Genomic DNA, 21,829 nt, shown 5'->3' on the forward strand with positions numbered 1-21,829 from the left:
ATTCAAGAAGCTTAAGTATAAGTCAAAAAAAGGCCATCTCACAATGGAGATAGCCTTTTTAAATTATTAAGAGATTATCAGTGAACGATTACTCTCCCATCAATATTTCCAGAATCTGACCAGCAGCTTTGGCAACGGGAGTACCCGGGCCAAAGATAGCAGCCACACCTGCTTTATAAAGGAAATCATAATCTTGTGCAGGAATTACACCACCGGCAATCACTAGGATGTCTTCACGACCAAGCTTCTTCAATTCTTCCATGATCTGAGGAATCAATGTCTTGTGTCCTGCAGCCAGTGAAGAAACACCAACTACGTGAACGTCGTTTTCAACAGCTTCGCGAGCAGCCTCAGCAGGAGTTTGGAACAAAGGTCCCATATCCACATCAAATCCGCAATCAGCATAACCTGTTGCTACTACCTTGGCACCACGGTCGTGACCGTCTTGTCCCATCTTCGCCACCATAATACGAGGTTGACGTCCCTCTTTCTTGGCAAACTTCTCGGCTAGTTCGCAAGCACGCTTGAAGTCTGCATCATTTTTACTTTCTGCTGAATACACGCCTGATATAGTTCTGATTATTGCTTTATAACGTCCTACAATCTTTTCGCAAGCATAAGAGATTTCTCCCAAAGTAGCGCGAACACGAGCAGCTTCTACAGCCAGTTCCAACAAGTTACCTTCTTTTGTTTCCACACATTTAGTAATGGCTTCAAGGGCTGCTTGTACTTTTGCATCGTCACGTTTTTCTTTAAGCTCTTTCAAGCCTTCAATCTGTTCTTTACGAACAGCAGTATTGTCAATATCAAGAATATCGATAGGGGCCTCTTTCTCAAGACGATACTTGTTCACACCCACAATAGTCTGTGAACCCGAGTCGATACGAGCTTGTGTACGGGCAGCAGCTTCTTCGATACGCATCTTTGGAATACCTGTCTCGATAGCCTTAGCCATACCACCTAGCTTTTCTACTTCTTCTATCAACTCCCAAGCTTTGTGCGCCAAATCATTTGTCAGGCTCTCTACATAGAACGAACCTCCCCACGGGTCTACATTCTTGCAAATGTATGTTTCTTCCTGAATGTATATCTGAGTATTACGGGCAATACGTGCAGAGAAATCGGTTGGCAAAGCAATCGCTTCATCAAGCGCATTGGTGTGCAAAGACTGTGTATGTCCCAGTGCAGCAGCCATAGCCTCGATACAAGTACGTCCCACATTATTAAATGGATCTTGCTCAGTTAGTGACCATCCTGATGTTTGAGAGTGAGTACGCAAAGCCAAAGATTTAGGATTCTTCGGATTGAACTGTTTCACAATCTTAGCCCATAACATACGTGCAGCACGCATCTTAGCTATTTCCATGAAATGGTTTGTACCAATAGCCCAGAAAAAAGACAAACGGGGAGCAAACGCATCGATATCAATACCGGCAGCAACACCCGCACGCAAATATTCCAAACCATCAGCCAATGTATAAGCCAACTCAATATCAGCCGTAGCACCAGCTTCCTGCATGTGATAACCAGAGATGGAGATAGAGTTAAACTTAGGCATCTTTTGAGAAGTGTACTCAAAGATATCTGAGATGATCTTCATTGAAAATGCAGGTGGATAGATATAGGTATTACGAACCATGAATTCCTTCAGAATATCGTTCTGAATAGTTCCGGCCATTTCGTCTAGTTTAGCACCTTGTTCCAAACCGGCATTAATATAGAATGCCAAGATAGGAAGTACCGCACCGTTCATCGTCATAGATACAGACATTTTATTCAATGGAATGCCATCGAACAATACTTTCATATTCTCTAAAGAGCAGATAGAAACGCCTGCTTTACCAACATCACCGACCACACGTTCATGGTCAGGATCATAGCCGCGGTGTGTAGCAAGGTCGAATGCAACAGAAAGACCTTTCTGACCGGAAGCCAGGTTACGACGATAGAAAGCATTTGATTCTTCGGCAGTAGAGAAACCTGCGTACTGGCGGATAGTCCAGGGACGAAGGGTGTACATCACCGAATAAGGTCCACGAAGATAGGGAGGAAGTCCGGCAGCATAATTAAGATGCTCCATTCCCTCAAGATCTTCTTTTGTATAAACAGGCTTCACATCAATGTGTTCCGGAGTTTTCCAGTCGGCTTTGATACCGTTAGCCTTTTGCCATTCCGCACCATTGATAGGTTGGAATGCAGCATATATATCTAAGTTTTTAAAATTTGGTCGCATGTTCTTATTTCCTTTATTATTTCAACAGCTTGGCGTTATATTCTCTCAAAGTTTCGAGTACGTTGACACGAACGTGGATGAAGTTTTCAATTCCTTCCGCTTTCAGATCGTCCATACAAGCAGGAGACCCCGCAACGATAAACATTGCCCGACCATTTAATGCTTTGAATGCAGGAACAGCGTATTCAATATATTCATCATCACTCGAACAAAGAACCACTATATCAGCTTTAGCAGCCATAGCAGCTTCCACGCCAGCCTCAACGGTTTCAAAGCCTAAGTTATCGACTACCTCGTAACCGGCACATCCCAAAAAGTTGCACGAGAACTGTGCACGAGCTTGGCGCATAGATAAGTTACCAATAGTAAGCATAAAAGCTTTTGGTCGTTTAGCAGCAGCTTCCGTTTCCATACGTAATGCCTCAAATTGACTAGCAGCACGCTCTAAGCTGATTGTAGCAACATCAGTATGAGGAGCCTCAGCACATCCACAAGTAGCACTTGCATCTAATGGTTTTTTATCTCCAGCTTTCTCAGAGAAATTAGGATATTGATTGGTACCAAGTAGAACTTCTTTGCGTTGAGCCACTGATTTATGACGCGCCTTACCTGTTTCATTAATTTCTTTTTGTACCGTTCCAGCTTTCACTGCAGCGTAAAAACCTCCTTCATCTTCTACTTTCAAGAAAATAGCCCATGCTTGTTGAGCAATAGATACCGTTAGGTTTTCAATATAATAAGAACCGGCAGCAGGATCAACAACCTTATCAAAATGAGATTCTTCTTTAAGCAACAATTGTTGGTTACGAGCCAAACGTTCAGAGAGCTCGTCTGGTGCTGCATATACTTTATCGAATGGAGTAACCGTCATTGAATCTACACCAGCCAAAGCAGCACTCATCGCTTCTGTTTGCGTACGAAGCAAGTTTGCATGCGCATCAAATAATGTGAGGTTAAATGAAGTGGTTTCAGCATGAACTTTCATCTTTGCAGCACAACGACATTCATCTTCTTTCCCTTTGCTTTCACAATCGCGCAAACATTCAGGATCGTAAGATGCTACGATGTTAGCCCATAACATACGAGCAGCACGGAATTTTGCTATTTCAAGGAAGTAGTTAGAACTGATACCAAAATTAAACTTTATCTTTTTAGCTATAATTGTATCAGGGATTCCTGCTTCGGTAAGTTGGCTCATATAAGCATTTCCCCAAGCCAATGCATAGCCTAATTCTTGAGAAATGTAAGCGCCTGCATTATTCAAAGAAAGAGCATTCACATTCAATACACGATAGCAAGGAAGTGGCTGAGTCGCTTCGATCAATGCTCTGGCTGTTTGAACCAAGTTGCCTTTTTCTTTCCCGTCAATCAACATTTTGTTGAAGAAGTCAAAATTGATAGAACCTTGCAATTTCGCCAAGTCATAATCTTCTTTTTGAAAATAAGCAACCAAAAGCTCTGCCAACTCTACAACATGCCCTTGACACGTAGAGAAGTTCAGTTCAACGCTCTCAGCGCAAATCCCTTTCAACAAGATTTGAATCGTCTCAGCATTAAGCGATTTTGATTCAATATGGAAAGAAAGAGAATCGATTCCCTTCATAAGGATATCCAACGCTTTCTTATTAGCTTCCAGAGGGTCGCTCACTTTGATGTCCTGACGAACCAACCATACGTTGTCTTTCTTAGTGCCTCTTAAATAAGGGAATTTACCGGGAAGCGCATCAAGCGTTTTTAACTCTTCAATATCTTCCATCCGGTAGAAAGGTTTCACTTTAAACCCTTCATTCGTTTTCCAAACGAGTTTCTTCTCAAAATCGGCCCCTTTCAGGTCGGCCGTAACTTTCTCCATCCACTTATCCGTAGAAACGGGAGAAAAATCAGAGAAGAGTTTTTCTTTACTGTCTGCCATAGTTTATTTGAAATTTAAATATAATAATAGTATATTTATTCTTTTATTGTCTCTTCCTATCAATGTTATAGACCTGCAAATATACAGAATAACTTAAAACGAGGAGCTTTTTTTTAATGAAAATTGCGACTATAAGCCATCGGCACTATCATATTTCGCTCTTATCAGACCAGAAAATTCAGTATGGAGTGGCTATCCCACCAAATGAATCTAATAGACTATTAATGAGATTCTTAAAAGACGATATGAAATCCAAATTATCTTCAATTTAAGAGAAAGCAATAAATTCCTTCACACCGACCTTATTTATTGCTTGTGCAGCTAATAAAAAAGGACAACTTTCACCCTTTCGTGCACGCAAAGAACAATATGGAAGATATTACTTATGTAGATATATTCTAAGGATTGAAACTACAAAGTCAATTTCTTATAGACAAATTCTTGAATGAATTTCGCCGTATCATCGACTCCCAGAACGGAGGAATCAACACACAAATGATAAGTCGCAGCTGCTCCCCATGTTTTATAACTATAGAAATTATAGTACTCTGAGCGCCTTTTATCAGTTTTACTAATTAATTCGTCGGCCTCTTCTTCGGTAATTTTCCTGTTACTACAAACACGTGCTATTCGATCAGGCAATGCAGCAGAGATAAAGACATCAACATGACAGGGATGATCACGCAAAATATAATCGGCGCATCTACCCACAAACAAACACGACTGTTCGGCAGCCAGTTTACGAATTACATCACTTTGCACTTTAAAAAGAGCGTCGTTGCTAAGACAATTATTAGAAGGCATTATAGCGTCATTTAAAAAGGGGAAACGCATCCCAAATAACCCCCCAATAATAGATTGCGAAGCTTTTTCATCAGCTTTCTCAAAGAAATCCTTGCAAAGCCCACTCTCTTTGGAAGCTAAATTAATCAATTCTTTATCATAAAAAGAGATACCTAGATTAGCCGCTAGCTTCTCTCCAATCTCTCTACCGCCGCTACCTAGTTGACGACCAAGATTGATCACATAATTACCATTCATAGTATTTCTATCTATTGGTTTTGCCACAAACTTACAGATTATTTTGGAAAGAAACGAGCCTTAAGTGTAAAATAGTACAAACAAAAAAATAATTTATTAACTCCATATCTCGCTAAATTCCATATCTTTGCAGCAATAAAGTTCTTTCTCATTATTATCATTAAGGTGCCTCCATAAAAAGGAGGAGAATAGGGAACCATGTGAAAATCATGGGCTGTCGCGCAACTGTAAGCACTAGAAGTATTTTGCCGTATAACGTCCACTATCTTGAAAAGATGGGAAGGATGGCAAAATGATGTTAGCCAGGAGACCTGCCTCAATGCTACTTTGACAATGCTTCGCGATAAAAGCCTGTGTCAGGAAATATAAGTGCGCCCTTCCTCGCAGGGATAGCTACGTTCCTTTTCCTTTCATTCCCATTCTACACGAACATTCATAAAAAAAAGCGGCAAAGATCTTTTTAATTTGTTTTTATGTTATTATGTAGAACAAATGGACTATAACGCGTCCATTAACTTAAATAAGTAAATATGATAAGAAAAATCCTAATTGCTAATAGAGGAGAAATCGCAGTCAGAGTAATGCGTTCTTGTTACGAAATGGGCATAAAGTCCGTTGCAGTATACTCAGAAGCAGACAGAACGGCTCGTCATACCTTGTATGCCGATGAGGCTTATTGCATTGGTCTGGCAGCATCAAAAGATAGCTATCTCAATATAGAAAAAATTATTCAGGTAGCGAAAGAGAATCAAGTTGATGCAATACATCCCGGATATGGCTTTTTATCGGAAAATGCAGATTTTGCCAGACGATGTAAAGAGGAAAACATCATCTTCATTGGCCCGCAAGCTGAAACCATGGAAGCAATGGGCGACAAAATATCGGCCCGAATAAAGATGATTGAAGCGGGAGTACCGGTAGTGCCTGGCACACAAAAGAACCTAAAAAGCATAGAAGAAGCCATTTCTCTTTGCAAAGAAATAGGATTTCCCATTATGTTAAAAGCCTCTATGGGAGGAGGAGGAAAGGGTATGCGTCTGATACAGAACGAAAGCGAAGTGGAAGAAGCCTACACAATGGCTAAGTCGGAAGCGTTATCTTCATTTGGAGATGATACAGTATATCTGGAGAAATTCGTCGAAGAACCTCATCATATCGAGTTCCAAATTTTGGGCGACAAGCATGGGAATGTAATTCATCTATGTGAACGCGAATGCTCTGTACAACGCCGCAATCAGAAGATTGTAGAAGAAAGCCCCTCTCCTTTCATGAATGACACACTCAGAGAAGAAATGGGGCAGAAGGCGGTTGCCGCTGCCAAAGCAGTGAACTATGAGGGTGCCGGAACGATTGAATTTCTAGTAGATAAAAATCACAATTACTATTTTCTGGAGATGAACACTCGCTTGCAAGTAGAACATCCTATCACAGAAGAGGTTCTCGGCATTGATTTGGTAAAAGAACAGATAAAAGTAGCAGATGGACAGAAACTTCATCTCGCCCAAAGTGACATCAAACAACGAGGGCATGCCATCGAGTGCCGAATATGCGCTGAAGACACAGAACTTAACTTCAGACCATCACCGGGAATCATCCGCCAACTAACAGAACCGAATGGTATTGGTGTTCGCGTTGACAGTTACGTTTACGAAGGATATGAGATTCCAATATATTATGATCCAATGATTGGTAAACTCATCGTATGGGCCACGACACGTAAATATGCGATTGAACGTATGCGCCGTGTGCTCAATGAATACAAAATTACCGGAATAAAGACCAACATCAACTACTTAAGGTATGTTATAGATACTTCTGACTTTACAAAAGGGAAGTATAATACTGGCTTTATTCCTAAAAACAGTAAACGCTTGCTTAAAGGCGTAACCTCACATAGTGAAGAAGAAGAAAATATTGCTATGATTGCCACTTATATCGATTATCTCATGAATCTGGAAGAGAATACTTCTCAACTAGATGCCGATGCCCGTCCAATTAGCCGCTGGCGAGAGTTCGGTTTGCATAAAGGAGTATTAAGAATTTAAAAACAAAGCAATGGAAATACATATCGACAATAGAGTTGCTGAAATACAATTGGTTAGCAAAGAGGGTAATAATGTTGTTCTTTCTATTGACGGAAAAGAATTTGTGGTAGATGTAGTAATGGCTGAGAATGGAGCATGTTCAATCTTACATGACGGTAAATCCTACAATGCACAATTAATCCGACAAGATAAGAGTAAAAAGTATCAGATTAATACATTCTCTTCCTCATTTAATGTGGAGATAGTAGATACACAAGCTAAATATCTACAAATGAAAAAGAAGGCAATGGATATGCCGGAAGATAAAATCACATCACCGATGTCTGGCAAAGTCATTAGCATTCCTGTATCTGAAGGCCAGAGTATCAAGGCCGGCGATGTACTCATTGTAGTAGAAGCAATGAAAATGCAGAACAATTATAAAGCTTCTTCGGATGGCAAGGTGAAAAATATTTTAGTCAAAGAAGGCGATACCATTAATGGCAACCAAATTCTAATAACACTCGATTTAAAGAAGGATTAATATGAGTAAGGATAAATACAGTAGTTTTACAGAACTCAATAAACAAGCCGAATTAGGCGGAGGTCTAGGAAAAATAGAAAAACAGCATCAAAATGGCAAAATGACAGCCCGCGAACGTATTAATGTCTTATTAGATAAAGACACATTTGTGGAACTGGACAAACTAATGATAAATCACTGTACCAACTTTGGCATGGAGAAAAACCGGATAGCCGGAGATGCCATGGTAAGTGGATATGGAAAGATAAATGGCAAATTAACGTTTGTATATGCCTATGACTTCACTGCTTATGGTGGTTCATTGGGAGCAACAACAGCCAAGAAAATTGTCAAAGTGCAAAAGTTAGCTCTAAAGAATGGCGCACCTATTATTGCACTGAATGATTCGGGAGGAGCACGCATACAAGAAGGCATCGAAAGTCTGGACGGATATGCTGAGATCTTTCACCAAAACATCATGGCAAGTGGAGTAATACCACAAATATCGGCTATACTTGGGCCTTGTGCGGGTGGCGCTTGCTATTCTCCTGCTCTTACGGACTTTATCTTCATGGTAAAAGAACATAGCCACATGTTTATTACCGGACCTGATGTAGTAAAAGCTGTAACGCATGAAGAAATAGACAAAGAAAAGCTTGGAGGAAGCCACACGCACAGCACCCAAAGCGGTGTTACACACTTTGTTTGTGATACGGAAGAAGAGCTGTTGATGTCTATTCGCGAATTACTAAGTTTCTTGCCATCTAATAATATGGAAGATGCTTCCGCCCGACATACCACTGATGATAATCGGCGAGAAGATGAAGAATTGCAACACATCGTGCCCGAGGATCCGGACCAACCATATGATATCAGAAACATTATAGAAGCCGTAGCAGACGAGCGCTATTTCTTTGAAATCATGCCTGACTTTGCCCGAAACATCGTGATAGGATTTGCTCATTTAGGTGGACGTTCAGTCGGTATTGTAGCAAATCAGCCTAATTATCTGGCTGGGGTGCTCGATATTAATGCTTCAGATAAGGCAGCACGCTTCATTCGTTTCTGCGATTGCTTCAACATTCCCATCATTACATTTGAAGATGTACCGGGGTTCTTGCCGGGTTATACACAAGAGAGTAACGGTATTATCCGCCATGGAGCTAAAATAGTCTATGCATACGCTGAAGCAACTGTTCCTAAAATAACGGTCATCACACGTAAGGCCTACGGAGGCGCTTATATCGTAATGAACAGTAAACTAACGGGAGCAGATGTAAATTTCGCATATCCTACCGCTGAGATAGCTGTTATGGGAGCAGAAGGAGCTATCAACATCTTATATCGTAATGCGGACGAGGATACCAAACTGAAGGAATTAGAAGCTTATCGGGAAAAGTTTGCCACCCCATATCAGGCGGCTGAACTTGGGAGTATTGATGAGATAATACAACCTAAACAGACACGTATTCGCTTGATACAAGCATTGGAGATGACACAAAACAAAGTGCAAACCAACCCACATAAAAAGCATGGAAACATACCTTTATAAATAAGTTAAGCTTTCTGCATTGCTTTAAATTTTCGAAATTGGCTCCACAGCATAAATCCTGAGACAAGACTTGCTGCAAGATCGGCGCATGGCATACTAGCCCAGACACCTATAGTTCCGAAGAATTGCGGAAGGATAAGCAAGCAAGGTATGAGGAAAAGCAGTTGGCGGGTGAGAGAAAGAAAAATCGCCTTACCCGCCATTCCAATACTCTGAAAGAAGTTTGAGGTAACCATCTGAAAGCCCACAATAGGGAAAAAGAGGATGATGATTCGTAATCCTTGAGAGGATAAGCGAATAAGTTCTGCATCAGGCGTGAAGATAGAAGTTACCAACTCCGGAATAAACATACCCATCAGAAAACCAGCTGTAGTTACAATCGTAGCAGCATAGATCGTTAATTTCAGCACACGAGTTACCCGCGGATATAATTGAGCACCATAGTTATAACCTGCTATAGGCTGCATACCTTGATTCAGGCCCATAACTATCATTGCGAAGAGGAAGACCAAGCGATTTACAATACCAAAAGCACCAATAGCCAAATCTCCTCCGTATCGTTTCAGTCCTTGGTTAATCAAAATAACGATAAAGCAAGAGGCTAAGTTCATCAAGAATGGAGACATGCCGATAGCCAACGAATCGAAAACAATCTTCCGCTTTAACCAAAAAATGCCCCGATGAAAATGCAACAGTTCATCTTTATTGGTGAACAATTTGAATTGCCATATTAAAGCAATAACCTGAGCTACGACTGTGGCTATAGCAGCACCCTGAATTCCCCAACCAAAGCCAAAGATAAACAACGGATCAAGCGCAGTATTAATAAGTACAGTAGCAATCGTAGCATACATGGCTTTTTGCGGATGTCCCGAAGATCGAAGAGTTGCATTTAATCCCAGATAAAGGTGTGTAACAACATTACCTAGTAGAATGACTTTCATATAGTCTCGCGCATAACCAATCGTATGCTCACTAGCTCCAAAGAAATAGAGAATGGGGTCAAGATAGCACAAAGTAACCACCGAAAAAAGAAGTCCAATAACGACATTCAAGACAACAACATTGCCCAGAACTCTCTTAGCTGTATCGTAATCTCTCTGTCCAAGCTTCACAGAAACAAGCGTAGCAGCTCCTGCCCCTACAAGGGAGCCAAAAGCAGCGGCCAAATTCATCAGCGGAAAAGTCAAGGCTAAACCTGAAATGGCCATTGAACCAACTCCTTGCCCGATAAAAATACTGTCAACCATGTTATATAAAGAAGATGCAGTCATTGCTATGATAGCAGGAATAGCGTACTGCATCAAAAGTTTTCCGATATTATCGGTGCCCAGCGCAGTCGGAGTTTTTTGCATTGTCATATGTAGTTTTTTTGAGTTTACAAAAGTACACATTTTCCGCCACTAGCCGAAATATAAGCCACAAAGAAAAGATTCTTTCACGTAGCCTATCGTACTAATTATGCATGCAGCGAAAGGAAGGCTTTCATTAATTAGCATGTAAATCGTGCCATAATATAAGAAATGTTTCGTATTTTTGCCTCCGAATATCGAGTTAATACGTAACAAATGAATATATTAGAATTAAGTGAACAGGAAATCATCCGACGCAATAGCTTGAATGAACTCCGTGCAATGGGCATCGAGCCCTACCCCGCTGCTGAGTATATAACCAATGCTTTCTCTACTGATATAAAAGCTGAATTTAAAGACGGTGAAGAGGGTGAACCTCGTCAAGTATCTGTTGCAGGGCGTATAATGAGCCGCCGCGTAATGGGAAAGGCTTCTTTTATTGAACTACAGGACTCTAAAGGTCGCATTCAAGTATACATAACCAGAGATGACATCTGTCCGGAAGAAAACAAGGACTTATACACCACTGTATTCAAACGCTTGCTCGACTTGGGCGACTTTGTGGGCATCGAAGGATTTGTGTTTAAAACACAAATGGGTGAAATCAGTATTCACGCCCAAAAGCTTACTGTGCTAAGCAAATCTATCAAACCGCTGCCAACAGTAAAGTATAAGGATGGCATGGTTTTCGATTCATTTGAAGACCCGGAAATGCGCTATCGCCAACGCTACGTTGACCTAGTGGTTAACGACGGCGTGAAAGAGATCTTTATCAAACGAAATAAGGTTTATTCTTCTATGCGTGAATTTTTCAACGCAAGAGAATATATGGAAGTAGAAACTCCTATATTGCAAGCTATCCCCGGTGGAGCAGCCGCAAGACCATTCATGACACATCACAATGCCCTTGATATTCCTTTATATCTGCGTATTGCAGACGAGCTATACCTAAAGCGCCTGATTGTAGGTGGATTCGAAGGAGTTTATGAGTTCTCTAAGAACTTCCGTAACGAAGGTATGGACCGTACACACAATCCTGAGTTTACTTGTATGGAGATATATGTGTCCTACAAAGACTACAACTGGATGATGAACTTCACTGAACAGATGCTCGAAAAGATTTGTATGGATGTGAACGGTACCACAGAGGTTACAGTAGGCGACAAATCAATCAGCTTCAAAGCACCTTTCAAACGAGCAACGATGTTCGAGGCCATTAAAGAGTTTACCGGATACGAATTGTCGGGTAAAAGCGAGGACGAAGTACGTGAAATATGCAAGAAGTTGAATATGGAAATTAACGAAACAATGGGTAAAGGTAAACTCATTGACGAAATATTTGGCGAGTTCTGCGAAGGCAATTACATCCAACCCACTTTCATCACCGATTATCCTGTGGAGATGTCTCCGTTGACAAAAAAACATCGTACCAACCCCGAACTGACAGAACGCTTTGAGCTAATGGTGAATGGAAAAGAGTTGTGTAACGCTTATTCAGAACTCAATGATCCTATTGATCAGCTGGAACGTTTCCAAGACCAACTCCGCCTAAGTGAAAAGGGAGATGATGAAGCTATGTTTATTGACACAGACTTTGTGCGTGCCTTGGAATATGGCATGCCTCCTACATCGGGTATGGGTATCGGCATGGACCGCTTGGTGATGTTAATGACAGGACAAACAACGATCCAAGAAGTTCTCTTCTTCCCACAAATGCGCCCCGAAAAGAGTATAAAAAAGGACTCCACCAGCAAGTATACGGAACTAGGAATAACCGAAGAATGGGTTCCTATTATTCAAAAGGCCGGATATAACTTGGTAGATGATATGAAAGACGTTAACCCACAGAAACTGCATCAAGACATCTGTGGAGTGAACAAAAAATACAAATTAGAGTTAGCAAACCCATCGGTGAATGATGTAACCGAATGGATTAAGAGACTTAATTCGTAAAATAATGAAATTACCCGGCAGGATAGCTATAATGGGAGGAGGAAGTTGGGCCACGGCCATTGCAAAAATGGTACTGGCGCAAGAAGAATCGATAAATTGGTATATGCGTCGCGACGACCGTATAGCCGACTTCAAAAGGTTGGGCCATAATCCAGCTTATTTAACAGGTGTAAAGTTTGACACCAAGCGCATCAACTTTAGTTCTAACATCAATGACGTGGTGAAAGATTCAGATACGCTTGTGTTTGTCACACCCTCTCCATACCTGAAAACTCACCTAAAGAAACTAAAAACCCGCATAAAAGAAAAGTTCATTATCACGGCCATTAAGGGCATTGTGCCCGATGACAATTTGATTGTATCGGAGTACTTCGCCAAAGAGTATGGTGTCCCAGAAGAAAATATTGCCGTTTTAGGTGGCCCATGCCATGCCGAAGAGGTAGCTCTGGAACGCTTATCTTATCTGACTATTGCTTGTCCAGACAAGGATAAAGCACGCGTATTTGCGCGTAAGTTGGGAAGTAGTTATATCAAAACATCCGTCAGTGGCGATGTTACCGGTATCGAATACAGTTCTGTGCTAAAGAATGTATATGCTATTGCCGCAGGCATTTGTAGCGGACTAAAGTACGGAGATAACTTTCAGGCTGTGCTTATATCCAATGCTGTACAAGAGATGAACCGTTTCCTTAATACAGTATACCCTTTGGACAGAAACGTAAACGATTCTGTATATCTGGGGGATTTGTTGGTTACCAGCTATTCTAATTTCAGCCGTAACCGTACTTTCGGGACAATGATTGGAAAAGGATACTCTGTAAAGAGCGCACAGATTGAAATGGAAATGATTGCCGAAGGATACTATGGAACAAAATGTATCAAGGAGTTAAATAAACATCACCATGTAAACATGCCGATACTTGATGCTGTTTATAACATACTATACGAACGTATTTCACCTATGATAGAGATTAAATTGCTCACGGACTCGTTCAGATAATCTTTAAAAACCTTTTCTGCACATGCTGCCTGAGCAATAAAGGATTAAGCAATCAATTACAAACCCTTTAAACAAAAAATATATGATTAGTTTGAATATTGAAAAGACTGCTGGATGCATTTCCAAAGAAAAGGTTTTCGCCTACGAGGCTTTGGCTAAAGATGCGCAGAAAGCATTAGAAAATGGAACTGGACTAGGTAACGATTTTCTGGGATGGCTTCACTTGCCTTCTTCTATCAGCAAAGAACATTTGGCTGACATAAAAGCCACTGCTCAAACGCTTAGAGAAAACTGCGATATAGTGATCGTAGCAGGAATTGGTGGTAGTTACCTTGGTGCGCGTGCGGTGATCGAAGCGTTATCCAACAGCTTTACTTGGCTGCAAGATAAGAAGACAGCGCCTGCGATCGTCTATGCCGGCCATAACATTGGAGAAGATTATCTATATGAACTGACCGAGTTCTTGAAAGATAAGAAGTTTGGGCTCATAAATATATCAAAATCGGGTACTACTACTGAAACAGCTCTTGCATTCCGCCTACTAAAGAAGCAATGCGAGCAACAACGCGGTAAGGAAATGGCTAAAAAAGTAATCGTGGCCATTACGGATGCAAAGAAAGGTGCTGCCCGCATCACTGCAGACAAAGAGGGATACAAATCATTCATTATCCCCGACAATGTTGGCGGACGTTTTTCTGTACTTACTCCTGTAGGTTTACTGCCTATTGCCGTAGCCGGATTTGATATAGAAAATTTGGTTACCGGTGCTTCCGACATGGAGAAAACTTGCGGTTTAGATGTCCCATTTGCCGAGAATCCTGCTGCTATTTACGCTGCTACCCGCAACGAACTATACAAGAACGGAAAGAAAATTGAGATACTTGTTAATTTCAACCCAAAGCTGCACTACGTAAGTGAATGGTGGAAACAACTATACGGAGAATCAGAAGGAAAAGAGAATAAAGGTATCTTCCCTGCGGCTGTTGACTTCTCGACTGACCTTCACTCAATGGGACAGTGGATTCAGGAAGGCGAACGTACCATCTATGAGACAGTAATCTCTGTTGAAAAACCAAATCATACGATGCTAGTTCCTTCGGATGAAGCAAACTTGGACGGATTGAACTTCTTAGCTGGCAAACGAGTAGATGAAGTGAACAAAATGGCTGAGCTTGGTACCCAATTAGCTCACGTAGATGGAGATGTACCTAACATACGTATCGTGATTCCTGAACTAAGTGAATATTACATCGGTCAGTTACTTTATTTCTTTGAAATAGCTTGTGGCATTAGCGGTTACATTTTGGGAGTGAACCCATTCAACCAACCTGGTGTGGAAGCTTACAAAAAGAATATGTTTGCATTGCTGAACAAACCCGGATATGAGGAAGAATCTAAAGCAATTCAGTCAAAACTTTAATTAGCTGAATAAAATAGCCGATTCACACACAGAGATATGAGAAGAATATGAGTTCTTTTTGTCGCAAGGCTTGACTTTGGCTAGTAAATGTATTATCTTTGTTAGAGTAATCATAAAGTATATTCAGATTAAAATACGATAAAAGGAAGAAGTTTAGACTTCTTCCTTTTTTTTGCACTTACACCAAAATTCAACCAATAAAAAACCTTTTTTAAGTAAAAAGACGGTTTCATTTCCACAAAAAGACAGTTATGTTTGGCCAACTGCACGGTTGAGTTTCTTCAAAAGACGGTTTCTCTTCGCTCAACACATCATGGGTTATCAAGTAAATGTGCATTTCTACTCTAAAACGTTCTATTCCGCTAATAATCTATAAACATGCTATTGACAAGAATGAGCTCACAGAACATAACTTGTCCACATTAACAAACAATACAGTTCTCAGCTTTTCAGACGATGCCATGTTTCTTTTTCTAAACCATAAAGAATTAGCTTTCATTTATCGGGTAATTCGTATCTTTGCAACTCACCAATAAGTCTTTAATATGTTTCAAAAAGCAATCAGTCAATATCTGGCTAAGCATCATTATAGCAGCATACAACTGCGTTCCGTTCTTTTCGATATGGATGGAGTATTATTCAACTCCATGCCTTACCATGCCGATGCATGGCATAAAGTAATGGTTGCCCGTGGATTGCATCTAAGCAAAGAAGAGGCCTATCTCCACGAAGGGCGAACCGGTGCGGGAACAATCAATATTGTATGCCGCCGCCAATGCGGACGCGAGGCAACTCCCGAAGAGATAGAGGCTATTTATAATGAAAAAACCATAGAGTTCAATAAGCATCCTTTGGCCGAACGCATGAGCGGTGCATGGGAAGTACTTAAAAAAGTAAAAGAAGCCGAGATCGTTCCCACAGTTGTGACAGGCTCAGGACAAAGTACACTACTGAATAGATTGGAAGAAAACTTCCCGGGGATGTTTCGCCCCGAACTTATGGTAACTGCTTTTGACGTGAAATATGGGAAGCCTCATCCAGAACCTTACCTTATGGCATTGGAAAAAGGAGGCTTGAAAGCAAATGAAGCTATCGTTGTAGAGAATGCTCCGCTTGGAGTAGAATCTGGCGTTGCAGCCGGTATCTTCACTATAGCAGTTAATACCGGGCCACTTGATCCGCAAGTATTGCTTGATGCCGGAGCCAACCTATTATTCCCGTCTATGCAAAGTTTCTGCGATGCGTGGGATAAACTGGCTATAGCGCTGAAAAGATAGACAAGAATGTTTAAAATTAAAAAGGCATTACCAATTACTCGGTAAATGCCTTTTTATAAGTCTAAATACGTTTATCGTGACCTGGGTGGGACTCAAACCCACGACCTTCAGAACCGGAATCTGACGCTCTATTCACTAAGCTACCAAGCCAAAGCGACGCAAAAGTAGAAAAAAACTGTGCATTCTCCTAATGATTAAGCCTTTTTTGTCTGTTGCGCAGATAGAAACAAGAAAATAGAAATGTTATTTTGACACAAAGAAGACGAATAAAGAGTCAAATAGCAAACAAATCAAGTCAACAACGAAGCAATTATAAATATTATTTCTATCTTTGCCAACAACCAACTAACAATAAACTTATGAGTTATCTAATAAAACCGGAGAATTACAAGCCACTACTTGATTTAAAACAAACCGAGCTAGGTATTAAACAAATCAAAGATTTTTTCCAGATGAACTTATCCTCAGAATTACGTTTACGCCGTGTTACAGCACCGCTCTTTGTTCTGAAGGGAATGGGTATCAACGATGATCTAAATGGAGTAGAACGAGCTGTTTCATTCCCCATTAAAGATTTGAATGACGCCCAAGCAGAAGTTGTTCATTCCTTAGCTAAATGGAAAAGAATGACACTAGCCGATTACCACATCGAACCGGGATATGGCATCTACACAGATATGAATGCCATCCGTTCGGACGAAGAACTAGGCAACATCCATTCGCTCTATGTAGACCAATGGGACTGGGAAAGAGTGATTACTCGTGAAGATCGGAACATCAGTTTCCTGAAAGAAATTGTAAGCCGCATCTATGCCGCTATGATTCGCACAGAGTACATGGTATACGAAATGTATCCTCAAATTAAACCTTGCTTACCTCAAAAGCTACATTTTATTCATGCCGAAGAACTTAGGCAGCTATATCCTGATATAGAACCAAAGGACAGAGAGAATATTATCACAAAGAAATATGGCGCTGTATTTATCATTGGTATAGGCGGTAAGTTGAGTGATGGCAAGAAACATGACGGACGCGCTCCCGATTATGATGACTACAGCAGTATTAGCGACGGTGGACTCCCCGGACTAAACGGAGACCTTTTATTATGGAATGAAGTGTTGCAACGTGCCATCGAACTTTCTTCTATGGGTATACGTGTAGATAAAGAAGCCCTACAAAGACAGTTGAAAGAAGAAGGAGAAGAGAAAAGATTAGAGCTTTACTTCCACAAACGATTGATGAATGATACACTTCCTCTCTCTATCGGCGGAGGAATCGGGCAATCACGCTTATGCATGTACTATTTGCGCAAAGCACATATTGGAGAAATACAAGCCAGCATCTGGCCAGACGAGATGAGAAAAGAGTGCGAAAGTCTGAACATGACTTTAATCTAAATGAGTAATAAATGATGAATGTTCAGATAGAAGAAAGTTGGAAGAAGCACTTACAACCTGAATTTGAGAAAGATTATTTTCAAAACCTTACGGAGTTCGTGAAAGATGAATATTCCCACTCTCAAATATTCCCTCCGGGCAAACTAATATTCAACGCGTTCAACCTATGCCCATTCGATAAAGTGAAAGTGGTCATTATTGGGCAAGACCCATACCATGGCCCCGGACAAGCACACGGGCTTTGTTTTTCAGTAAACGATGGAGTTCGATTTCCACCATCACTGATGAATATATTTAAAGAAATCAAAAGTGATTTAGGAACAGATGCACCTTCTTCAGGCAATCTTACCCGATGGGCAGAGCAAGGAATTTTATTACTAAACGCTACTCTTACTGTACGTGCACATCAAGCAGGTTCACATCAGAATAAAGGATGGGAAAGTTTTACTGATGCAGCCATCAAAGCCTTAGCAGAAGAACGGGAACATTTGGTATTCATACTCTGGGGAGCTTATGCGCAAAAGAAAGGAGCTTTCATTGATCGAAGCAAACATCTGGTTCTCAGCTCTGCGCACCCTTCTCCTTTTTCTGCCTACAATGGATTCTTTGGAAACAAACATTTTAGCAAAACAAATGAGTATCTTAAAGTTCACGAAGAAACAGAAATAGCATGGTGACACATTAAAGGTAACAATACAAAATAGCCCCGGTACAACAATCAATTAAGATTTTGGTACCGGGGCTATTTTAGATCATTCTATCTAGGTTAATACCACTGAATATTACTTTGAGTCTGACTCCGTTGCTCCCATTTCAAATCTTGCAAAAGGCTTGCATTAGCACGAATCGTGAAGTTATAATATCGATAGGTTCCGATAGGAGAAATACTAGCCGACATATTCCAACAGTGCAAATCACGCGAAACAGTAAAAGCTGTCTGAATAATCTTTTTAGCCTCAAAGTCATATCCAGAATTAAAGCTCATGCTCCAACGATTGGATATCTTGATATTGCCCGAAGCACTCAGGTTTTGCGTATATTTATATGGATAACGCATTGTTTCTTCATTGATATGCGCCGAAGTGTTTTCGCTAATATTAAAGGAGTAGCTTAAGTTCAACGACCAAGGCATTGTGAACAACTGATAGCCATCAGCATCCAGCTTAGTTTTCTCTATCTTTTTGGTTTTGGTTTCCCCTTCCTCTTCCTGAGTACCTTCTGAATCCGTTTTCTCAGCATCGTTTTTCCCTTTCGTCTTATCATTCGCCTTTTCATCTTTTGAACCAAACAGTTTCTTCCAAGTGTCATTATTGAGCGTATAATTAAATGAAGAGCCCCATCCCTGGAAACGCCCGAAGCGCCCATATGACCATTCTGTGCGGTCACCGACCACCACCTTACCATTCTTATCAAATTGATAAGCATAAGTAGCAAAAGAAGAATTCAGGTTCAATGTATAGTTCTTAGAAAACTTCAAACGCAAACGCAACGAGAGGTCACTCCAAGGTTTTGTCTCCGCCGCCATATTATAAGAGATACTACCTCCTAACTCATCAATAAGGCTAACTTTACGGATAGAATCATTACGGGTTTTATACTTCATCTCAATATTATTGGAAAGGTCAAAACTAACCGTTCCCTGTCTACCTCTTCCCGGCACTCCAAACGCCTCATTAGCATAAGGAGAATAAGTAACAGTATCCAATTGATTCGAAGAATTGAGGTACGTATAAGATTCATAATAGCCATATTTGGAAGCGCCAAAATCAGGAGCCATGCTAAGACTAACCTGAGGAGTGATCACATGGCGTATTTGTATCTCTTTGCTCTTTGCAAAAAGAGGTTTATACATTCCATAAAGTTTAGTACTCACCCCTAAGCTCGTATTGTAATTGTATACACGATGAAACCCATAGATAGTGTCCGTGGGAACATCCTCATTAGACGCATCCCTGCCTCTCATTACCTTACGAGTATACCATCTTTCAGTATAATTAAACGAAGGAGTGACATTCAAATATTTAAAGAGAGCGAAAGTGGCACTAACCGGAACTGTATGACTCATCCCATTCTTCCAATCCTTTACCAAATTCGACTTAAAAAGCATATTATCTTTTGTATTAATGCTATTTGTTAAGCGTCCGGTATAACTAAGTGATATCTTCTCATACCAACGCTCATCACCCACAGCCGCTTTACGTTTAAAGGGATAGATACGGCTCAAAGAAATGTTAAGATCCGGCAATGTCACTGCAATAGAAGAATCTCGCAATGATTGGGAAATATTAAAAGTACTCGAGAGTGTCAATCCTTGATCAGGAAAGCTACGTGAGTAAGCAACACTCGATGTTTTAGTTCCCTGAGATAAGAGTTGTGAATTATATAAATTGCCTATATTTGTTCGTTCGTAACTAGTAGTCGAGAAATTTACGCTAGCCGAGAAAGTACTATTAGGACTGGCTTTGGCATCTTGGCGATGAGACCACACAATCTTAAAATCTTTTGCAACCGAATAATCGGCTAACCCCTTATCACCAGTCTTAGTCACTTGATAATTGGCTTGCAAAGAGCCGGAATATTTATACCGCTTATTATAGGTAGATTCAACTCCCAGTGCCCACGAACCTTTAGTGAAAACATCTCCTAGCACTTTCAGATCCATTTTATCATTGACTGCAAAATAGTATCCTCCACCCGTTAAACCGAATCCGCGACTAGAATCATCCATATAGGTTGGCATGATGATACCCGATGAATAGCTACTAGAGAATGGAAAGAAAAAGAATGGTACCGCAATAGGAAGAGGAACATCTTCGACTACTAGATAAGCTGGCCCGGTAATGACATTTTTTTTAGGTCTTACTTTAGCACGAGTTAATTGAAGGTAAAAATGTGGATGATCGTGATGGTCGCAAGTAGTATAGCGCCCATTTACCATAAAGAGTTCATCATCAGCTCCTTTTTTAGCATTATTACCAGTGACATACCCCTCTCCTTGCTGACTGACAACATTACTAATAAAGCCTCTTTTACTTTTAAAGTTGTATCGAATAGCTTTAGTCTCATAAGGAGTTTCACCATCTTTAAATACAGGAGCACCTTGCATTACGCCCAACGAATCAGGCACACCACGAGCGTAAACCGTACTGCTATCCATATTCATCGAGATAATTTGAGCTGCAAGTTCGATCTTTTCATAATTCACTTTTCCCTGACCATAAAGGTGAGCATATCCTCCTTGAGTAAAAACAATGGAGTCATTCGCTTCATAAACAACAGGGGCACTAAGGGGTTGCTTCTTCTTGATCGAGAGTGAAGCCAAAGAGTCATTCTTAACTGTATCGACTTTCTGCGTATCGGCAACCGACACATTCGAAACTGGACTTTGCTTTCGGCGTTGAGGCATTGCCTCTACGGAAAGTGTCAATAAAACAAACAGTAGTATGAATGATATAATTGTATTTGCTTTCAATGGCGTCATCAACTAATAGTTTACGCTTAGGGAGGCAAAAGTACGCATTCTTCATCAATTATATATGGGATTCTTCTTTTTTAATTATTTTTTAGCCCCTATAAAAATAATTCGCACCAATAATCAAAACGAGCGAGGCCGTCCTCTCCATGCTTCGATATACTCTTACGTGCACTCGCCAGATTTTTCTCTTTGTCAAGATGAGTTTTAGAAAAGAATTTATCAGCAAAACAAATAACTTGTTCCTCAAGACTTTGAGGGGTCATATCTCGATGAGGAACAGGCAGTTTTTGTTCCATAATTTCTTTCAAAGAGAGCCCTGCTCCGGTGTGACGTTCACACACCAATGCATGACGAGGAAAGCCTGCTAGACGCACCAAGTCGGCACCAAGATAACCATGACAAATATAAGGTTGTGAGCCAAAACAATAAATACCCGGAGCATCAGTCAAAAAGATACCTATATCATGTAGCATACTTGCTTCAGCCAAAAATGACTCATCCAAATTCAATTCAGGATGGTTATGAGCAATATCTAATGCTTTACGGGTAACGGAACGACTATGCACAAGCAATATATTCCTCAGTTCATCTTCTAAGGGGTAGTATTTATAAATCAAATCAATAGGACGCATATAATAATCTGTTTTATTTATTGCATGATCAATCTAAA

At 40.6% G+C, this 21,829-nt stretch carries 15 protein-coding genes, 1 tRNA gene and 1 riboswitch; of the genes, 9 read left to right on the plus strand and 7 right to left on the minus strand.

Annotation, left to right across the window (positions count from 1 at the left end; genetic code table 11):
- Positions 1-88 precede the first annotated feature (88 nt).
- From scpA to BQ5338_RS05135, 3 genes are all read right to left on the minus strand, one after another.
- Positions 89-2,233 (minus strand): methylmalonyl-CoA mutase, encoded by a 2,145-nt coding sequence (gene scpA / locus BQ5338_RS05125; RefSeq protein ID WP_071145697.1) that lies wholly within the window; start codon positions 2,231-2,233, stop codon positions 89-91.
- A 16-nt stretch (positions 2,234-2,249) separates the two neighbouring features.
- The gene (gene mutA, locus BQ5338_RS05130; protein ID WP_071145698.1) at positions 2,250-4,145 is read right to left on the minus strand and encodes a methylmalonyl-CoA mutase small subunit; all 1,896 of its coding nucleotides are present in this window, start codon (positions 4,143-4,145) and stop codon (positions 2,250-2,252) included.
- Positions 4,146-4,556: 411 nt separating this feature from the next.
- Positions 4,557-5,186, minus strand: a complete 630-nt coding sequence (locus tag BQ5338_RS05135) for a cytidylate kinase-like family protein (RefSeq protein WP_071145699.1) — start codon at positions 5,184-5,186, stop codon at positions 4,557-4,559.
- Positions 5,187-5,332: 146 nt separating this feature from the next.
- Positions 5,333-5,519: riboswitch (cobalamin riboswitch) on the plus strand.
- 197 nt (positions 5,520-5,716) lie between these two features.
- On the opposite strand from BQ5338_RS05135, the gene accC reads away from it, so the two are divergent.
- From accC to BQ5338_RS05150, 3 genes are read left to right on the plus strand one after another with little or no spacing between them, the layout of a single operon-like run.
- Positions 5,717-7,231: an acetyl-CoA carboxylase biotin carboxylase subunit gene (gene accC, locus BQ5338_RS05140; RefSeq protein WP_071145700.1), complete on the plus strand. Its 1,515-nt coding sequence runs from the start codon at positions 5,717-5,719 to the stop codon at positions 7,229-7,231.
- Positions 7,232-7,241: 10 nt separating this feature from the next.
- On the plus strand, positions 7,242-7,754 hold the full coding sequence (locus BQ5338_RS05145) for an acyl-CoA carboxylase biotin carboxyl carrier protein subunit (RefSeq protein ID WP_071145701.1): 513 nt from the start codon (positions 7,242-7,244) through the stop codon (positions 7,752-7,754).
- Position 7,755: 1 nt separating this feature from the next.
- Positions 7,756-9,285 carry an acyl-CoA carboxylase subunit beta gene (locus BQ5338_RS05150; protein ID WP_071145702.1) on the plus strand — a complete coding sequence of 510 codons (1,530 nt, stop codon included), beginning with the start codon at positions 7,756-7,758 and terminating at the stop codon, positions 9,283-9,285.
- Between the two features lie 5 nt (positions 9,286-9,290).
- On the opposite strand, the gene BQ5338_RS05155 is transcribed toward BQ5338_RS05150, so the two are convergent.
- A complete protein-coding gene (locus tag BQ5338_RS05155; protein WP_071145895.1) occupies positions 9,291-10,646 on the minus strand; it encodes an MATE family efflux transporter in 1,356 nt (451 codons plus the stop codon).
- Positions 10,647-10,853: 207 nt separating this feature from the next.
- Here BQ5338_RS05155 and lysS point away from each other — a divergent pair, with 207 nt between their 5' ends.
- The 4 genes from lysS (at position 10,854) to BQ5338_RS05180 (ending at position 16,287) form a co-directional block, all read left to right on the plus strand.
- On the plus strand, positions 10,854-12,590 hold the full coding sequence (lysS, locus tag BQ5338_RS05160; RefSeq protein WP_071145703.1) for a lysine--tRNA ligase: 1,737 nt from the start codon (positions 10,854-10,856) through the stop codon (positions 12,588-12,590).
- A gap of 4 nt (positions 12,591-12,594) precedes the next feature.
- On the plus strand, positions 12,595-13,590 hold the full coding sequence (locus tag BQ5338_RS05165; RefSeq protein ID WP_071145704.1) for an NAD(P)H-dependent glycerol-3-phosphate dehydrogenase: 996 nt from the start codon (positions 12,595-12,597) through the stop codon (positions 13,588-13,590).
- An 82-nt stretch (positions 13,591-13,672) separates the two neighbouring features.
- Positions 13,673-15,010 (plus strand): glucose-6-phosphate isomerase, encoded by a 1,338-nt coding sequence (locus BQ5338_RS05170; protein ID WP_071145705.1) that lies wholly within the window; start codon positions 13,673-13,675, stop codon positions 15,008-15,010.
- 545 nt (positions 15,011-15,555) lie between these two features.
- Entirely contained in the window at positions 15,556-16,287 is a 732-nt protein-coding gene (locus BQ5338_RS05180) for an inorganic diphosphatase (protein WP_071145707.1), read from the plus strand.
- A 77-nt stretch (positions 16,288-16,364) separates the two neighbouring features.
- Here the strand turns inward: BQ5338_RS05180 and BQ5338_RS05185 are convergent.
- Positions 16,365-16,437 (minus strand) — tRNA-Arg (locus BQ5338_RS05185).
- Positions 16,438-16,646: 209 nt separating this feature from the next.
- On the opposite strand from BQ5338_RS05185, the gene asnA reads away from it, so the two are divergent.
- On the plus strand, positions 16,647-17,684 hold the full coding sequence (asnA, locus tag BQ5338_RS05190; RefSeq protein WP_071145708.1) for an aspartate--ammonia ligase: 1,038 nt from the start codon (positions 16,647-16,649) through the stop codon (positions 17,682-17,684).
- A 14-nt stretch (positions 17,685-17,698) separates the two neighbouring features.
- Positions 17,699-18,361, plus strand: a complete 663-nt coding sequence (locus tag BQ5338_RS05195; protein WP_071145896.1) for a uracil-DNA glycosylase — start codon at positions 17,699-17,701, stop codon at positions 18,359-18,361.
- An 89-nt stretch (positions 18,362-18,450) separates the two neighbouring features.
- Here BQ5338_RS05195 and BQ5338_RS05200 read toward each other — a convergent pair whose 3' ends face one another.
- Both BQ5338_RS05200 and BQ5338_RS05205 read right to left on the minus strand, forming a co-directional pair.
- Complete coding sequence (locus BQ5338_RS05200; RefSeq protein ID WP_071145709.1) at positions 18,451-21,165, minus strand: putative LPS assembly protein LptD; 2,715 nt, start codon at positions 21,163-21,165, stop codon at positions 18,451-18,453.
- 89 nt (positions 21,166-21,254) lie between these two features.
- Positions 21,255-21,791, minus strand: coding sequence for an HD domain-containing protein (locus tag BQ5338_RS05205; RefSeq protein WP_071145710.1), 537 nt, complete (start codon positions 21,789-21,791; stop codon positions 21,255-21,257).
- Positions 21,792-21,829: the final 38 nt, after the last annotated feature.

This window comes from Bacteroides ihuae (assembly GCF_900104585.1).
Taxonomy (GTDB): domain Bacteria; phylum Bacteroidota; class Bacteroidia; order Bacteroidales; family Bacteroidaceae; genus Bacteroides; species Bacteroides ihuae.

What these genes read in the sequence shown, in the direction of transcription:
- scpA (WP_071145697.1), bottom strand. Translation starts at nt 2,233, where the DNA reads ATGCGACCAAATTTTAAAAACTTAGATATATATGCTGCATTCCAACCT.
- mutA (WP_071145698.1), bottom strand. Translation starts at nt 4,145, where the DNA reads ATGGCAGACAGTAAAGAAAAACTCTTCTCTGATTTTTCTCCCGTTTCT.
- BQ5338_RS05135 (WP_071145699.1), bottom strand. Translation starts at nt 5,186, where the DNA reads ATGAATGGTAATTATGTGATCAATCTTGGTCGTCAACTAGGTAGCGGC.
- accC (WP_071145700.1), top strand. Translation starts at nt 5,717, where the DNA reads ATGATAAGAAAAATCCTAATTGCTAATAGAGGAGAAATCGCAGTCAGA.
- BQ5338_RS05145 (WP_071145701.1), top strand. Translation starts at nt 7,242, where the DNA reads ATGGAAATACATATCGACAATAGAGTTGCTGAAATACAATTGGTTAGC.
- BQ5338_RS05150 (WP_071145702.1), top strand. Translation starts at nt 7,756, where the DNA reads ATGAGTAAGGATAAATACAGTAGTTTTACAGAACTCAATAAACAAGCC.
- BQ5338_RS05155 (WP_071145895.1), bottom strand. Translation starts at nt 10,646, where the DNA reads ATGACAATGCAAAAAACTCCGACTGCGCTGGGCACCGATAATATCGGA.
- lysS (WP_071145703.1), top strand. Translation starts at nt 10,854, where the DNA reads ATGAATATATTAGAATTAAGTGAACAGGAAATCATCCGACGCAATAGC.
- BQ5338_RS05165 (WP_071145704.1), top strand. Translation starts at nt 12,595, where the DNA reads ATGAAATTACCCGGCAGGATAGCTATAATGGGAGGAGGAAGTTGGGCC.
- BQ5338_RS05170 (WP_071145705.1), top strand. Translation starts at nt 13,673, where the DNA reads ATGATTAGTTTGAATATTGAAAAGACTGCTGGATGCATTTCCAAAGAA.
- BQ5338_RS05180 (WP_071145707.1), top strand. Translation starts at nt 15,556, where the DNA reads ATGTTTCAAAAAGCAATCAGTCAATATCTGGCTAAGCATCATTATAGC.
- asnA (WP_071145708.1), top strand. Translation starts at nt 16,647, where the DNA reads ATGAGTTATCTAATAAAACCGGAGAATTACAAGCCACTACTTGATTTA.
- BQ5338_RS05195 (WP_071145896.1), top strand. Translation starts at nt 17,699, where the DNA reads ATGAATGTTCAGATAGAAGAAAGTTGGAAGAAGCACTTACAACCTGAA.
- BQ5338_RS05200 (WP_071145709.1), bottom strand. Translation starts at nt 21,165, where the DNA reads ATGACGCCATTGAAAGCAAATACAATTATATCATTCATACTACTGTTT.
- BQ5338_RS05205 (WP_071145710.1), bottom strand. Translation starts at nt 21,791, where the DNA reads ATGCGTCCTATTGATTTGATTTATAAATACTACCCCTTAGAAGATGAA.